Origin of the sequence: Psychrobacter immobilis (genome assembly GCF_904846235.1) — a bacterium.
Lineage (GTDB): Bacteria > Pseudomonadota > Gammaproteobacteria > Pseudomonadales > Moraxellaceae > Psychrobacter > Psychrobacter immobilis_C.
Map to the genome: position 1 here is coordinate 33,972 of NZ_CAJGZN010000009.1, position 16,674 is coordinate 50,645.

The window sequence follows — 16,674 nt, forward strand, 5'->3', positions numbered from 1 at the left end:
ATTAAGAACGCCTCGGATCAAATGCATCACGTAGCGCTTCGCCGACGAAAATGAGCAATGACAAAATAAAGGTCAAACTAAAGAATCCTGACAAGGCAAGCCATGGTGCATCCAGGTTGTTCTTCCCTTGTACCATTAGCTCACCAAGAGACGGCGAGCCAGGTGGCAATCCATATCCCAAGAAATCCAGCGCAGTCAAAGCGATAATATTGGCCGTTAGAATAAATGGCAACTGCGATAAGCTAGAAGCTAACGCATTGGGTAAGATATGTCTGAGCATGATTTGGCTGTCCGAAACGCCTAAATTGCGTGCAGCTCGCACATAGTCAAAGTTGCGGGCTCGCAAAAACTCTGCCCGTACCAAACCAACCAGTCCCATCCAACCGAACAGTAGCATCATGGCAAACAGCATAATAATGCTAGGACTAAACAGACTGACCAAAATAATAATCATAAATAGCTGAGGCATACCGCCCCATACTTCCATAAATCGCTGCCCTGCTAAATCTACCCAGCCGCCATAATAACCTTGTACCGCACCGACGATAATCCCAATCAGTGCACCCGCAAGCGTCAAGGCCAGACCAAACAGTAACGACACTCGCATACCATAAAGTATCCGTGCCAGCACATCACGTCCCATATCATCAGTACCAAGCCAGTTCTGAGCATTGGGTGCTGCTGGATAAGGCAGACCAAGCTCGACGTTGGGCGTCTGGTCGGCAAACGGAATAGGCGGCATTATATAAAACCCTTGCTCATCAATCAGCGACTGCACTGCAGGGTCTTTATAATTGGTTTCGGTCTCAAATACACCGCCAAACGTCGTTTCAGGATAGGCCTTTAATACCGGAAAGTAATAATCGCCTTGATATTGAACCAGTAAAGGTTTGTCATTGGCAATGACGTTAGCTGCCATACAAATAACAAATATCACTGCGAAAACAAACAGCGATATCACCCCAAGTCTATTTTGACGAAAGCGATTGAGTCGTGCTTGCCAGATAGGGTTCAAGCGTTGCTTTTTTGTGGTAGATAGCTGCTCAGGCATTGGCGCTTTATCTGGTTCGCTATTAATAGTACTGCGATTTGGTGAAGGTTGATTATTTGACATTAGCGCCCCTCAAAGTCAATACGAGGATCGATTAAGTGATAGCTCAAATCACTGATTAACTGCAGTAGCAGCCCCACTAAGGTAAAGATAAATAGTGTGCCAAATATCACTGGATAATCGCGTTGTTGAATGGCTTCAAAACCTAGTAAACCGAGGCCATCAAGTTTAAAGATAATTTCAATCAAAAAGTTACCGGCAAAGAAGATACCAACGATAGCGGCCGGAATACCTGCGATAATAATCAACATCGCATTGCGAAAAACATGTCCGTATAGTACTTGACGCTCACCTAAGCCTTTAGCACGAGCAGTGAGTACATACTGTTTGCCCAGCTCCTCTAAAAAGCTGAATTTGGTCAGATAGGTCAAACCTGCAAAACCGCCTACAGTACTTGCCAGCAGCGGTAACGCCAAATGCCAAAAATAATCTTTTACTTTACCAAGCGCGCTTAGCTGATCAAAATTTTCGGACGTCAGTCCCTGTAATGGAAAGATATTCCAATAGCTGCCACCTGCAAAGAAAACCAGTAAAATCACTGCGAAGACAAACACAGGTATTGCATGTCCGATCGCTAGCAGCATAGCAGTGGCTTTATCAATGCCTGAGCCATGATGCATCGCTTTATAGACGCCTAGCGGAATAGCGATCATATAGATGAGCAACGTACTCCACAGCCCAAGCGATATCGAGACTGGCAGCTTCTCTATGATAAGATCGGTCACCGACTGCCCTTTAAAAAACGACTCACCAAAATCTAGCTGAGCGTAGTTCTTTAGCATGAGCCAAAATCGCTCTGGAGCGGATTTATCAAAGCCATATTGAGCATTGATCGCAGCGACCATCTCCTCAGAGAGACCACGCGTGCCTTGATAAGTACTGTCGTTGCCACCTGCACTGCCCGCACCAATATTACCGCCAAGCGCATTATCTTTTGCGCCCTGCTCAATAAGTGCCAGCTGCTGCTCAACAGGCCCGCCCGGTGCCGCCTGTACGATCACAAAATTGGCAAGCAATATCAAAAATAGTGTCGGCAATATCAGTAGTAGTCTTTTTAAGATATAACGACCCATAATGGCGACTTCCTAAATAAAGAGAGATAGCAATGACGTTCAGCAGCGAATTGTGGTGTATTAAATAGGTGCTTAAAAGCAAACTATTTGTTAAAAACTTACTTTAAAAGTTGTTTTTCAGCTCACGTAACGCTGCAAATACCGTTAACGACTTCTCATCATCGATAGACATTTTGGATTTTACTCCTTCGATTACGCTCGGCTCTTGCGTACGTAAAAACACGTTTACCGCACGCTCATGCTCTAGTGTCACTGGCAGCGTTGCCATGCCTTGTTCAGTTTGCGCCTCTGCTCGTGCTAAGGCTTGCTGCATCGCTTCGTTGTCAGGTTCTATAGACAGACCAAAACGTAGGTTACTGGCCGTATATTCATGTGCCGGATACAGTAGCGCCTCATGAGGCAACCCGTTCAAACGCTTAAAGCTCTCATGCAATTGCTCAATCGTACCAGTAAAGACACGCCCGCAACCTGCACTAAACAACGTATCACCGCAGAAGCAGTGCTTTTGCCCATCGATATCTAAGATATAAGCCATATGGCTAGCGGTATGCCCTGACACATCCCAGACTTGCGCAGAGCAGCCCCATGCGCTCACTGTGCTACCATCTTTGATAGTTTGATCTTCATCGACGCCATGCTCACTATGCGCAACCAGATGAGTCATCGGATACGATTCCTGTAACTCTGCGACGCCGCCGATATGATCATGATGATGGTGAGTCGTCCAAATCGAGGTTAGCTCAAGCTCATGCGTCTCTAGATAATCAATGACCGGCTGGGCTTGACCTGGATCAATGACAATCGCCTGCTTATTATTTTCATTAATCAATGTCCAGATATAGTTATCGCTAAATGCTTTGATTGGGTGAATACGGATACTCATGTTAAATCCTTACCGGTAGTTATTTTTGTTACGTGTTATTTTAAATTATTTAATCTAACTGTTATCTGATAGCAATAGCATATATTCGATAAAAACAGCATATATGCTCAGCTGTCCGTTGTTATCGGGTCAAACCTCATAGTAAAAACTGTCTACTGCTTTAAATACTTATTGATACGCCCTTCTGCCTCTTTATCGACCCACCAGTAATCGATACCAACAGCATTGGTTGGTAGTTTTTCGGTATGGCGATACTGATCCCAGTAGGCGACATTGGTGCCAGACTTGCCGTATAGCGGTACGACATAATGACCTGCGCGCAACAACCTATCTAGCACTTGTGTATACAGTACAATCTCGTCACGATTTTTAGCATTACCAAGGGCAGCAACGACTTGATCGACGGCTGCATTCTTGATACCAGCACTGTTATGATTACCCGGCTCGTCAGCAGCAGCGCTACCCCAAAATGCCGCTTGCTCAGCACCAGGAGATAGGCTTTGGGCAAATACGTCCACGACCATATCATAATCAAAATGGCGCATACGCTCATAATATTGCGGCCCATCGACTTGGCGCAAAGTAGCATCAAATCCCAAGCGTTTTAGATTGCGGATGTAAGGTAACAAGACACGGCCCATGGTCTCGCCTGTCATCAAAATCTCAATCTGAGCAAGCGATCCATCAAGTTGATATAGTTTCATATCCTCATAATAAAACCCAGCCTCTAATAGAAGCTGGCGCGCTTCTAATAATCCTTGACGATTAAAACCATTACCATCACTGGTGGATAGCTGCCATTCTGCTAATGTTGCTTTGCGCTGAATCGGTTCGAGCTCAGACAATAACGGTGTCAATACCTGCATCTCTGCATCAGATGGCGTACCCTTTGCTGCAAGCTCTGAGCCATGGAAGAAGCTCTGCAAACGCTCGTACTGCCCATGAAATAGGGTTTTATTCATCCATTCAAAATCATAAGCAGCTGTCAGTGCTTGGCGAACTTTAATATCTTGAAAGATTGGGCGACGCAAATTCATGACCAATGCTTGCATCGGTACTGGATTTTGACTGGTTATCGTCTCTTTTTGGATAAGCCCTGCTTTTACGGCAGGGAAATTATACCCAGTTACCCAGTTCGATGCTTTATTTTCGGGGCGAAAACGGTATTGACCAGATTTAAAACCCTCAAAGGCAATCTCATCACTTTGATAATAAACAAACTTGATCATATCAAAGTTGTAGCGGCCACGATTGACCATCAAATCACGACCCCAATAATTGGGATCACGTATATAACTTACCGAACGCCCAGCATCGACGCGTCCCAACTTATAAGGACCACTACCCATCAATGGTGACAGACTGATTTTCTCAAAATCGGCATCAATGGAAGACTTGGCAAATATAGGGAACTGGCCAACAGTCAGTAAAATCTCTTTGTTTTCAGCAGAGGCGAAGACAAACTTTACTTGTTGATCATTAATGATTTGAATGTCTTTGATATCGCTAAGATAACTGCGAATATACATGGGGCCTTTGTTCAATATCGCCTCAAAAGTCGCTTTTACATCGCGACTGGTCACACCCGACCCATCCCAAAAACGAGCATTAGGATTGAGATGATAGATAATCCAGCTGGTATCATCTGGATCATATGTCACTTTACTTGCCAGCTGTGGATACATGGTAAATGCTTCATTTAATGAGCCAGTCATCAAAGTATCATACAGATAGTCTGTGCCAATCATCGCCACACCCGTGGTCATCCATTTATTGGCGCTATTAAACGTACCGCGAGCATCTAGAGACAGCGTACCTCCTGATGGCGCTTTTGGATTGGCATAAGGTAAGTAAGGTGCATCGATGTACTTAGTAGGACTATTGTGACCAAGCGCGGTCGTCGTGATAGGTGCAGCGATACTGCTCGGTATCAAACTGACGGTGATGGTTAGCAATACAGCTTTTAACAGGGCGTTTTTTATTATCATGACGTTATAACAAACCTCTATGCTAACCAATATAAATATCAAAACGTAAAGCCTGACAGCAAAACAGCGTTATAGCAAAATTTTATCATAACAAACTTAGGTTTTTTAACACTTTAGCGCAGAATTTCCCTACTTCTAAAGTAGTGGGATGAATGCATTGTTGGTAGTAACTATTTCTACATGTGGTATTATTAATAATAAATATAGCACGAAATATAAGCACCGTCTGTATGCCCACTCAAATTCTAAACGCCCATAAAGTTAGGATATATCCTAATGCCGATCAGCAAGTATTCTTTGCTAAATCATTCGGTTGTACGCGCTTTATTTGGAATAAAATGCTTGGTGATAAGATTGATCATTACAAAGCTACTAAAACCACCCTAAACAACACCCCAGCTCAGTACAAAAAAGAGTTTGAATGGCTCAAAGAAGTGGATAGCCTGGCATTGGCTAACGTACAGCAACAGCTAAGAGCTGCCTATAGCAAGTTTTTCAAACAAGGCTCAGGTTTTCCTAAATTCAAGAAAAAAGGCATTAAAGACAGCTACACCACCAACAATCAAAAGGGAACGGTAGCCGTCACAAAAAACACCGTTAAACTGCCTAAAATAGGCCACATCAACGCCAAATTCCCCAGTAAAATAAACGGCTTAATAAAAAGTGCCACCATAAGCAAAACCCCATCAGACAAGTATTACGTCAGCCTATTGGTTGAAACGGTCGTTGAGCCACTACCAAAGACTCACTCTAATATCGGCATTGATTTAGGACTGACCCACTTCATCGTCTTATCAAATGGATGCAGAGTTGCCAGTCCTAAGTTTCTGGCAAAGTTGCAAGATAAACTGGCGCGAGAACAAAAGATTTTAGCCAAACGTAGAGCTGTGGCCAAAGCGGATCAACGTAAACTATCAGAGAGCGGTAACTACCAAAAGCAAAAACTTAAAGTTGCTAAAGTCTACGAGAAAATAACCAATAGCCGCAAAGACTTTCTACATAAGCTCTCATTCAATATCATCAAAAACCACGATGTTATTGCTATTGAGGATTTGAATGTAAAGGGTATGGTTAAGAACAGGAAACTTGCCAAAGCCATATCGGACAGCGCTTGGTCGGTCTTTACCACCATGCTGGCATATAAAGCGGAATGGTACGGTAAAACGCTTGTTAAAATAGACCGGTGGTATCCATCCTCTAAAACGTGCTCAGGATGCAGTCACTTGCTAACGAAAGCTGAATTACCGCTGTCGTTAAGATCTTGGAATTGTCCAAGTTGCCTGCAAGAAAATGACCGAGACCTCAACGCCAGTATTAACATCTTAAATCAAGGATTGCTACTGGCTAAACACTCAAAAACTGTCGGTGCGACAGGGTTAGCTTAGTCAATTCGCTTAACCGCTGATACAGAATATCGTGTCAAGTATGAGCGTTACCTAAGAAACCCCTACCTATAAGGTAGTGGGTAGTTCATCCTAATGGTTTGCCGTGTTACGCGGCATCCATCAGTACGACATCATTGATATTAGATATAATGGCGGCAGATATTAAACGCTTCTTCCTAAAACTGCGCATCGACAAATATACTCATAAAAAAAGACGCAACTTGTAAAAGCAGCGTCTTTTATTTTAAAGGCTATTATGACTTATGCATGCTTTTTTTCGAACGCAATCATAAAGTCAACCAGCTGCTGTACCCACTCAATTGGTACGGCATTGTAGATGCTGGCTCGCATACCGCCTACGTCACGATGACCTTTTAGATTTAACAAGCCAGCTTTTTCTGACTCTTCTAAGAATACTTTATCAAGGCTGCTGTCTGCTAAAGTAAATGGCACGTTCATGATAGAACGATACTTAGAATCTACTGGATTATTATAAAAACTGCTGTCATCGATTGTCTTATAAAGTAAGTCAGCTTTTTGCTGATTGATTTTACCGATAGCAGCTACACCTCCCTGCTCTTCCAACCAATCAAACACCAGCCCTGCTAAGTACCAAGAATACGTCGCTGGCGTGTTAGACATAGACTCTTTGTCAGCTTGATGCTCATAGTTCAACAGCATAGGACACCATTCACTTGCTTGCCCCATCAAATCGTCACGGATAATGACAATGACTAGACCTGCAGGACCGATGTTTTTCTGGGCGCCCGCGTAGATCATGCCAAATTTAGACACATCTATCGGCTGCGACAAGATACAAGATGACATATCAGCAATGATTGGCGCATCTACTTGTGGCGGCTCAAATATCTGTAGGCCATGAATTGTTTCATTAGCACAGTAATGAAAATAAACGGCGTCTTTACTGATATTCCAATCGCTTTGCGCTGGTACGTCAGTAAAGTTATTCTCTTTGCCAGTCGCAACTAAATTAATCTCGCCCAAACCCAATGCTTCATAGCGCTTAGCTTCTTTGATTGCTTTACCTGACCACGCGCCTGTCGTCAAATAGTCACCGCGTCCGCCATTTAACAGATTCAATGGAATCGCAGAAAACTGCAAACTTGCGCCACCTTGCAAAAACAGCACTTTATAGTTATCTGGTATTTCCATAAGCGTGCGTAGCTTAGCTTCCGCCTTGTCAGTAATGGCCATATACTCTTTACTACGATGGCTGACTTCCATGACCGACAGGCCGCGACCTTGCCAATCAAGCAGTTCGCTCTGCGCGCGCTCTAATACGGCTGTTGGCATAGTAGCAGGACCAGCACAAAAATTTGGCAGGCGATGCGGGGTGGCAGTTGCTGTAGACGTTGGGGTTGTAGGCATAATCACAGTCCTAGGTATGATGAAATAAAAGGATGTTTTTTATTTCAGTTTGTTGATAAAGGCATTGGTATCGATGTTAGTTTTTATACAACTCAATGAGATATCTGCTCCCACAGCTGACGTTTAGCATCACTGTCTGCGAGCATTTCTTCTAATGTCGGCACAGTGGTCAGATTGGGATGTTGAAGGCCATCAGGCAGCGCGGTCAGTGCAGCAACTTGTATTTCTTCGCTTCGGCCAATTCGAAAAATATATCCTGCAAGACTGGCATTGGCAAGCTCAGCAGTATCCATACCATCACAAATCGGGAATGATGTTGTCTCGCAAGTGATTGATAGCGCTTGGGTGATGTTTTGCCATAGTTTTTGACTGTCACTATTTAGCGCTTTGATATCAACCAATATCACCCAGTCACCATAGCGGCCACCTTGCAGGTCAAATGGTGCTACTTTTTTTAAGCTATCATCATTTATGCTGTCATCACTAGTACTCTGCGGAAAATTACTCTGCGCGAATTGAGGCTGCTCAATAGGTGCATTCGTAGAGGTTACAGCAGTTTGGTTCGATGCAGTACTTGGGATGTCATGATAGTTAGACCCAGTACTTGAACTAACAGTATTTGAACTAGCAGCACTTGAACTGACCGTAGTTGAATCAACGGAATCAAAACTATAAGTAACAGGGCTTTGCTCACTAGCCGTCTGTTCAGTAGTAGCTTGCAAATCAGTACCATACTCATCGGCAACATAGTCGCTAGCGTTATAATCATTGATATCATAACCACCAGACGGTTGATCAACTGTGTCTACCACTCTAACGCTCGCTATTACTTCATTGTTATTAGACTCAATATCAGTGGAATCAATATTTGACTGCTCAACCGAAGCTGTCGCAATGTCAGCCATATTGATGGTTTCTGACTCAGGTTGTACCCACTGATTGATACCCATCATCGCTAGAATTTGGCGTTGCTGCACACGGCGCTGTAATACAGTTAGTGGGTCTTGGGTATCACTCATTCGACTCTACTATCCTACTCATTTTGTTTATATCATTTATAGATGTTTTTATGGTTTTGGCAGCTCTCATTAAGCATGCGCTGTACTATCAATTAAGTAATAAATACATGCCCATCAAAACAGCTGTCGAATACCGAGCCAACGCTCTGATATTGCCAACAAACAATCGTATTCATCTTGGCTGACTATCGTATCGTGTAACATCACCGTATGCAACGTACTTAGCCATTGGCGATACTCATTATGAGTAGGCTGGCTCATTTCACTTTCATTATAATCTATTTGACTACCATCCTGTTGCTTCTCTCGATAATTATCAGCATTCGGATCACCTACCAAGCGCTTGATAAAGTGATTGGCAGAGACAGGAACCGCAGAAATAATCGCCAATAACTGAATGCTATTCAAGTGCTGTGCGGTCAATAATAGCCACTGCAAATTAACATCACTTACTGTCACGAGATCAATATCAATCAAGCGCGCATGCCGTCTCAAATCTACAATATAATGCGCCAAACTGTCGTTACCCTCACTCAATAGCGATCGGTCATGCATTGAGATCATCTGACCTTTGGCATCTTTTGATAGTCGATAAGCCAATAAGACAACAACTGATACTTCTGATTTACTAAGTCTTGTAAATACTTGGCCCGAAGGATCTAGTTGCGCCCTTACGTCTTCCATACCAGTCTTCAGTATTTGCGGCCATAGAGATTGCGCGTCTGTATCTTGTAAAACTTCAGACAATATCGGTAGTAACTGCTGCAAATGTAGCGCTTGCCATAGTGACAATATTGGCAATTTTTGATGTGCTAAAGCTAACGGGTTATTCAGAGCAATTGCATGATCGTTACCACTAGGTATATTTTGATCTGACGAATCATAAGCTAAGCTTTTGGTTAAGTCAGATGTCAGCTGTTGGTTAAACAGCTCAAATATGCCCTGCTGATAACGCAACAACATCGTACGGCATTTCTCTTGTTTTTTATAGTACTGATGACTGTCGTGACTATGATCGTTTTTACTTTTGAGCTTTAGATCTTCAATACATAGTTCAGATAAATTCTTTTGATGCAATTGGTTTAAGGCGAGCTCAATCAAAGCGCTGTCTAAACGTCTGTCCAAACTGGCTACTACTGTCATCAGCTTAGTATCTATCCTATGCGGTAATATTTGCTCATGGGAAGTCGAGTCAGTCGCAACAGAGAAGCCATCATTCCAAATATCCTTCAAACTATAAGTGGCAGTCGTTGATAATGATTGATGCTGATGACAAAGCAAGACAGCTTCGACTAATGCTAGCGCACCTAAAGGATGATGACTATGGTTGAGTATGTACTGAGGTAGTGATACCTTTTTAATATCATTAAACCCAATTAATGTGTTTTCTGGTAGGTCAGCGTCAGGTTTGGACTGCCACGGTTTTAATAGCTGATGAACGCCAACGTCTTCGGCCTGTACTTGAAGCCGCCCATCGACCACCACATCAGCTTCTACGGCAAACTCTAAACCGTCATCAATCTCTAATTCGCCATTATCTTTATTACGATTTTCGCTTATAGATTCAGCAAGAACTTTTGCGTCACTTATCTGTTTATTGTCTCTTATATTAATCGTTGCAGCTGTTTGAGTCTCAAATACTGACGAATGCTGCACGTTTCTTTCTGGCAAATATTTACTTAGGCTATTTTCTTTTGTTGCCCCCCAATCACCTAAGCGTCGTTGCCTATATATTTCTTTGACCTTTTGCTGATTTATTCGCTTTTCTTTGGCAACTTGTACCGCAAACTCATGATAAGCATCCGCATTAATAGCGCTCATACGCTCAGTCAAGCTTGGATGGGTGGCAAACCATGACACATCACCCAAGTCTGCCCCACTACTAGCAAAGAAAAAATGGCTGAGTCCATTGATATCTGCGATACCAGACAAACGCGAGCCGAGCGAGTCTTGATGAATGGCTTTTAAGGTTTCGATAATCGCAGGCGTACGTGTCAATTGAACACTAGTGGCATCAGCAAGTAGCTCGCGCTCACGATTAAAACTGTGCTTAATCAACTGCGCGCTTGCCATACTAGAGAAGCTTAAACCATGCAGTAGCAATGTCCAGATACTACGCGAGGCTTGACGATCTATTATAGGTGGCATTTGTACCCATTTAGACTGACGCTTGACTGAGGACTGCTGTTGTTGTGATTGCTGCTGCCAGTAAGCGACCCATTCACTATGCATGGTGAAATTGGCGGTTTGCGCTTCTGTGTTACGTGCCAGCATATCAACCTGTCTCTGTGATAAAGATTTTTGGGAGAGGCTATCGCTATCAAAGTGACTATAATTAGAGAGACGATTAGATATTGGGTCACTCCAGTCATATAGTATCTGCAAGCCTGCCAATACCACCATCAGCTGTAGATTGAACGTAGCATCACCGTGCAATATATGACCATATTCATGACCAATGAGTCCGTATAGCGCCTCATCAGACAGTTTATCTAACGCACCTTGAGTAACGACGAGTACCATATCTGAGCTATGGCGACCAGCGACGAAACCATTGATACCCTGCTCGTCAGGTAGCACGTACAAAATAGGGATTTGCAAACCTGAAGCAATGGCCAGTTGTTGAGCGATTTCATAGTAGCGACGATAAACGGGCGGAAAATCGCGCTCGTCACGTACTGCTATATGACGCGAACGATAGCGAACCTTTTCTTTAGCTTCGTGTTGATGAGCGACTCCTTGACTGTGCTCCCATGCTTCTTGACTTTTATCAATGAACAGCCTAACCGCCCCTACTCGCTGAGCAATAGCGCGACCACCTGCTCGCAGGCGTCGATACTCTAAAAAACTACCACCAACGAAACTGCCTAACGTCAAGACAATGACCAGAACCAATACCCAATGATATATACCGCCTGTAAATACTGTTAGCAGTATAGACATGACAGCCAGTCCTACAGCCATATGAGCAAGTACAATCAGGAAAAACAGTCCATAAAGTAATAGACTGCGCCGCGTACGTATCCGCTGTTCACCAAAAAAATCCATCAGATTAGGCTGCCTAGAGTTCGCCAAAATTATCTAAACCTTAGCCCATATTGACAATCGGTGCCTGAGCAATCGCTTCTCTATCCTCAAATACCAACGGACTGAGCGGACGAAAGCCAAACGTCGTACTAACGAGGTTATTCGGGAATACTTCGCGATCGTTATTATAAAACATCACGCTGTCATTATAATGTTGACGCGCAAACCCGATGCGATTTTCCGTATTGGTTAGTTCGTCCATGAGCTCTTTGATCATACTATCGGCTTTTAGCTCTGGGTAGGCTTCGACGACAGCAGAGAACTGACTCAACGCTTTAGACAACATACCTTCTGCTTTTGCAAACAGTGCCATATGCTCTAGCGAGTCTGGCTGATGCTTATTAGAGTCTTGTAGATCTTGAGCATGATTACGCGCGCTAATGACGCGAGTGAGTGTTTCTTCTTCATGACTCAAATAACGCTTGGCAGTTTCGACCAAGTTTGGAATCAGATCATGACGACGCTTTAGTTGCACATCTATTTGAGCAAAGCCGTTCTTTGCTTGGTTACGTGCGCGTACCAATCTATTAAAAATGGATACCCCAAATACGACCACCAACACCAAAAATGCAATGAATAGCCAAACAAACATCTTCATAATCAAACTCCAAGGTGTCTAGAATGTTAATAAAAAGTTAATACATTGTATTTTAACTCATATTAATCAATAAAACCTTAGAACTAGATAAGAACTACAAAGGAAATCGAACAGGAAATTAAATTGGAAACTCCATAAGCAAATAGATAACGATCAGACGAAATTTTGACCAAAAAAAAGCCCTTTACAATGAAGGGCTTCATACATCACAAATAGGTTTTTTGTACTTTATTGATATAATTATCAAATTTTAGGCAAAAAAAAGCGACTCCAAAAGCACATCCTCGGCACACACTATAACTATTACCGTTGCTACCTTCCGGTCCTGGCGGGATTCATAGAACAATGTTGCGAGGCTACCAATGGAGCCACCAGTCGCAAATTATACAAGAAATTTTTAATTTTACAACCCCTATCTTAAAACTGTTTGCTTTAGACCCTAAATAGTACTGTCATTTAGTTCATTAGCTTATGTCAGCAATATATGAGCATAAATTATATCAGCAATATATGAGCATAAATTATATCAGCAACTTAGGTCACAAAATTCTCACAGCAACTTATATGAATTTTGCTATTTTAGTGAATGAAGTTGTACCCATGTCGATTTCTAGAGAACAATAGGGACAACTTTTCATGTATAAATGAGCATTGATAATTGTCATTTATATATTATTAGAATCAACTTAGGAGATAATAATGAAAAATACTTTATTGAATAAAGCAGCACTAGCTTCTGGTACGGTTTGTCTCATGACAGCGATGATGGGTAGCGCCCATGCAGAGCCAACAGGCTATGATCAACTGACGTTTCAGACAGAAATAAAAGAAGAGATTCAGAACGACGAAGTACGCGCCAGCTTGTACAAAAAAGCACAAGCAACTGACTCTAAGACCCTAGCCACAATGCTCAATACGTCAGTCAACAATGCCATGAAAATCGCTAAGCGCTACCCTAGCGTGACCGTGAGCACAGGGCAACAGCGCACCTATCCACGCTACGACAAAAACGATAAAATCATCGGCTGGACAGGACAGGCAAATATAGATCTGAAAAGTACTGACTTTGCAGCGACCAGCCAGCTCATTGCTGACTTGCAAGAAACATTGGTCATGGATAATCTAAACTTTGGGGTTTCAGACACCAAAAAAGATGCGCTAGAACAAAAATTAATGACCGAAGCTTCTCGCGCTTTTCAGCAGCAAGCTAAGAGCCTTACCCGCGCTTGGGATGCTCGTAGCTACCGCGTCGTCAATGTTAACCTAAACACAGGTAGCAACTATCCACGTCCAATGTATAGCGCTATGAGCATGAAATCAGGAATGGCAGACGAGTCAGTACCAAGCCAAAGCTTTGAGTCTGGTAATAGCACTATTTCTGTGACTGCTAACGGTACCATCGAGTTAACTAAATAAGACAGCTTATAGTTAAAATAAAATAAGTGATTTACATTAAAAAGGCAAGCATCGTTAACGGTGCTTGCCTTTTTATTTTGCTAGCGATATCTATCCATTATATTCAATCATTATTGAGACCATTATTGTGACTGAGCAACTTCCTGTTGACGCAGTTTTAGCATCAATTTTTGATACCAAGCTAGCTTTTGATAAGCCAATAGCTGCGCTGCCTTTCTTTTGTTGTCTTGCAATGTGGTCGTGTTTTGAATCACGTATACGGTACGTGTGATTTGCTTAATTGTTTGGCCAGTTTCGCTTTGTATAACAGCCTTGATTGTATGAGCACCTGGCAAAACATCAACAGTAGCAATAGATGCGCTTAAACCTTGTGCAACCTCTTTGTCATCAAAATAAATACGGGCACTATCCCCTACCTGTAACGCAGGCCGAATCTGTACATTAACATCGATATTCTGTACCGGACGACGATAAGCTCTTTCTTCGCTAGGTTCAGTAATGGCTAACTGATAGTTTACTGGCGTGGTCACCTTAGTATTTATCGCAGTCGACTTAGTAGCAGTCACTGTCTGCGACGCATTTAATGATTGGCGACTTGTATTAGAATTGGTTGTCGTATTCAGACTAGTTGACCTGCTCGTATCATTACCTGTCGTAATAGCCATCTGACTGACTTGTTTGCCAGCTTGCTGCTCATAATCCTGTGGACGGTCAGTAAAGGTGACTTGGCCGGTTTGCTCATCGACCACTTTATAAATAGGTGCAGCATTGATAAGAGGTGCATAAAGACTAGCGAGAGCAACCGTAGTCCATAGCGCAACTCTAATCTTACCCTTCAAGAAACTCGGTTTTGCTAATAAAGTCATAATCCATCAACCTAAATAGTGTCTACTATTAATATAATTTTATAAAACTATTATGCGTGAGTTTTGACATGAAATCAGTAGCGATTTCAAAGAAAATTCAGCAATTGGAATGATACACTTTATTAATACGCATAAAAAAACCAGCCAAGTTAACCTTAGCTGGTTTTGTGACTCAAAATAAATGAGTGTTTTAGCGACTAATTAGCAGCTGTAGTACATGTCAAATTCGACAGGGTGTACAGTTACGTTCAAACGTTGTACTTCTTCTTCTTTCAAAGCAATAAACGCTTCTAGCATGTCTTCAGTGAAGACATCACCTTTTAATAAGAAGTCATGATCGTCACGCAATGCTTGTAGTGCAACGTCTAAGCTCTCTGCAACCGTTGGGATTTGTGCTTCTTCTTCTGGTGGCAAGTCATACAAGTTTTTGTCCGCAGCTTCGCCTGGATGCATTTTGTTTTGGATACCGTCAAGGCCGGCCATCAACAATGCAGCAAACGCTAAGTATGGGTTAGCCGTTGGATCAGGGAAACGGGCTTCTACACGTACCGCTTTCGGACTGCTTACGTGTGGAATACGGATAGATGCTGAACGGTTAGATGCTGAATAAGCAAGTTTGATAGGCGCTTCATAATGTGGTACTAGGCGCTTATAGCTGTTCGTTGATGGGTTGGTAATCGCGTTCAACGCACGAGCATGCTTGATAATACCGCCAATGAAATACAATGCTGTTTCAGACAGACCAGCATACTCATCACCAGAGAATGTGTTTACACCGTCTTTTGAGATTGACATATGTACGTGCATACCTGAACCGTTATCACCAACGATTGGTTTAGGCATAAAGGTCGCTGTTTTGCCAAACTGATGCGCAACGTTATGAACAACATATTTCAATTGCTGAACTTCATCCGCTTTACGTACCATCGTGTTAAATGCAACACCGATTTCAGACTGGCAAGAAGCCACTTCATGGTGATGAACTTCAACTGAACCTTCACCAACGATTTCTTCGATGCGTTCACACATAACAGCACGCATATCATGTGAGCTATCGATCGGTGGTACTGGGAAATAACCGCCTTTCACACGTGGGCGATGTGCCATGTTGCCCCACTCATAAGTCTCGTTAGTCGACCATGCTGCTTCTTCAGCCGTGATCTTATGACTAACGCCAGACATATCGACTGACCATTTAACATCGTCAAATACAAAGAATTCAGGCTCTGGACCGAAATAAGCAGTATCACCGATACCAGTAGACTTTAAATACTCTTCAGCGCGACGTGCGATAGAACGTGGGTCACGGTCATAACCTTGTAGCGTTGATGGCTCGATGATATCGCAAGTCACTACCACAGTCACCGCGTCAAAGAACGGGTCAACAAAAGCAGTTTCTGGATCAGGACGCAAGATCATATCTGACGCTTCGATACCTTTCCAACCAGCGATTGATGAGCCATCAAACATTTTGCCGTCTTCCATGACATCTTCATCAACGGTATGCGCTGGGAAGCTGATGTGCTGCTCTTTGCCGCGTGTATCAGTAAAGCGAAAATCAACCCATTTAGCATTAGAGGATTGGATAAGATCTAATAGTTTATTCGACATGAATAGTCTCCGTTGTGTTGATCACGTAATTGCGATTTAAAATTATTAATATGATGTTCTTGTCCAAGAATGTCAGATGTGCTCTCAATACTAAAACAGCGCATTCGATATTATGCTTATTATCAGCACTATTTTGCGTATTAGTCAAGATGCTCATCTAAAGCGTTTACTCAATCAGACCAATATTTGTGCACATGGTCTAACATACGCCAATTCAATCCTAACGACATTCTAGCAATATACAACTC

General features: G+C 42.7%; 12 protein-coding genes and 1 other RNA gene. 2 read left to right on the plus strand and 11 right to left on the minus strand.

What is annotated here, in order from left to right; all coding sequences use genetic code 11:
* Position 1 precedes the first annotated feature (1 nt).
* The 4 genes from JMX07_RS07605 to JMX07_RS07620 all read right to left on the minus strand — a co-directional run bounded on the left by JMX07_RS07605 (position 2) and on the right by JMX07_RS07620 (position 5,052).
* A complete protein-coding gene (locus JMX07_RS07605) occupies positions 2-1,051 on the minus strand; it encodes an ABC transporter permease (RefSeq protein WP_102093033.1) in 1,050 nt (349 codons plus the stop codon).
* Between the two features lie 62 nt (positions 1,052-1,113).
* Entirely contained in the window at positions 1,114-2,184 is a 1,071-nt protein-coding gene (gene yejB / locus JMX07_RS07610; protein WP_057760341.1) for a microcin C ABC transporter permease YejB, read from the minus strand.
* A 103-nt stretch (positions 2,185-2,287) separates the two neighbouring features.
* Positions 2,288-3,067 (minus strand): hydroxyacylglutathione hydrolase, encoded by a 780-nt coding sequence (gloB, locus tag JMX07_RS07615; protein ID WP_201607236.1) that lies wholly within the window; start codon positions 3,065-3,067, stop codon positions 2,288-2,290.
* Between the two features lie 152 nt (positions 3,068-3,219).
* Complete coding sequence (locus JMX07_RS07620; RefSeq protein ID WP_201607330.1) at positions 3,220-5,052, minus strand: extracellular solute-binding protein; 1,833 nt, start codon at positions 5,050-5,052, stop codon at positions 3,220-3,222.
* Between the two features lie 233 nt (positions 5,053-5,285).
* On the opposite strand from JMX07_RS07620, the gene tnpB reads away from it, so the two are divergent.
* A complete protein-coding gene (gene tnpB, locus JMX07_RS07625; protein ID WP_201607239.1) occupies positions 5,286-6,440 on the plus strand; it encodes an IS200/IS605 family element RNA-guided endonuclease TnpB in 1,155 nt (384 codons plus the stop codon).
* A gap of 261 nt (positions 6,441-6,701) precedes the next feature.
* On the opposite strand, the gene serC is transcribed toward tnpB, so the two are convergent.
* The 5 genes from serC to ffs all read right to left on the minus strand — a co-directional run bounded on the left by serC (position 6,702) and on the right by ffs (position 12,898).
* On the minus strand, positions 6,702-7,829 hold the full coding sequence (gene serC, locus JMX07_RS07630; RefSeq protein ID WP_165596967.1) for a 3-phosphoserine/phosphohydroxythreonine transaminase: 1,128 nt from the start codon (positions 7,827-7,829) through the stop codon (positions 6,702-6,704).
* Between the two features lie 92 nt (positions 7,830-7,921).
* On the minus strand, positions 7,922-8,848 hold the full coding sequence (locus JMX07_RS07635) for a DNA polymerase III subunit psi (protein ID WP_201607240.1): 927 nt from the start codon (positions 8,846-8,848) through the stop codon (positions 7,922-7,924).
* Between the two features lie 114 nt (positions 8,849-8,962).
* Positions 8,963-11,923, minus strand: coding sequence for a M48 family metalloprotease (locus tag JMX07_RS07640; protein WP_227684700.1), 2,961 nt, complete (start codon positions 11,921-11,923; stop codon positions 8,963-8,965).
* A gap of 13 nt (positions 11,924-11,936) precedes the next feature.
* Complete coding sequence (locus JMX07_RS07645; protein WP_101204994.1) at positions 11,937-12,533, minus strand: LemA family protein; 597 nt, start codon at positions 12,531-12,533, stop codon at positions 11,937-11,939.
* A gap of 268 nt (positions 12,534-12,801) precedes the next feature.
* Positions 12,802-12,898, minus strand: an RNA gene (ffs, locus tag JMX07_RS07650) — signal recognition particle sRNA small type.
* A gap of 334 nt (positions 12,899-13,232) precedes the next feature.
* On the opposite strand from ffs, the gene JMX07_RS07655 reads away from it, so the two are divergent.
* Positions 13,233-13,949 (plus strand): SIMPL domain-containing protein, encoded by a 717-nt coding sequence (locus JMX07_RS07655; protein WP_201607241.1) that lies wholly within the window; start codon positions 13,233-13,235, stop codon positions 13,947-13,949.
* 122 nt (positions 13,950-14,071) lie between these two features.
* Here JMX07_RS07655 and JMX07_RS07660 read toward each other — a convergent pair whose 3' ends face one another.
* Positions 14,072-14,815 carry a DUF4124 domain-containing protein gene (locus JMX07_RS07660; protein WP_201607242.1) on the minus strand — a complete coding sequence of 248 codons (744 nt, stop codon included), beginning with the start codon at positions 14,813-14,815 and terminating at the stop codon, positions 14,072-14,074.
* 201 nt (positions 14,816-15,016) lie between these two features.
* Positions 15,017-16,426, minus strand: a complete 1,410-nt coding sequence (glnA, locus tag JMX07_RS07665; RefSeq protein ID WP_057760355.1) for a type I glutamate--ammonia ligase — start codon at positions 16,424-16,426, stop codon at positions 15,017-15,019.
* Positions 16,427-16,674 lie beyond the last annotated feature (248 nt).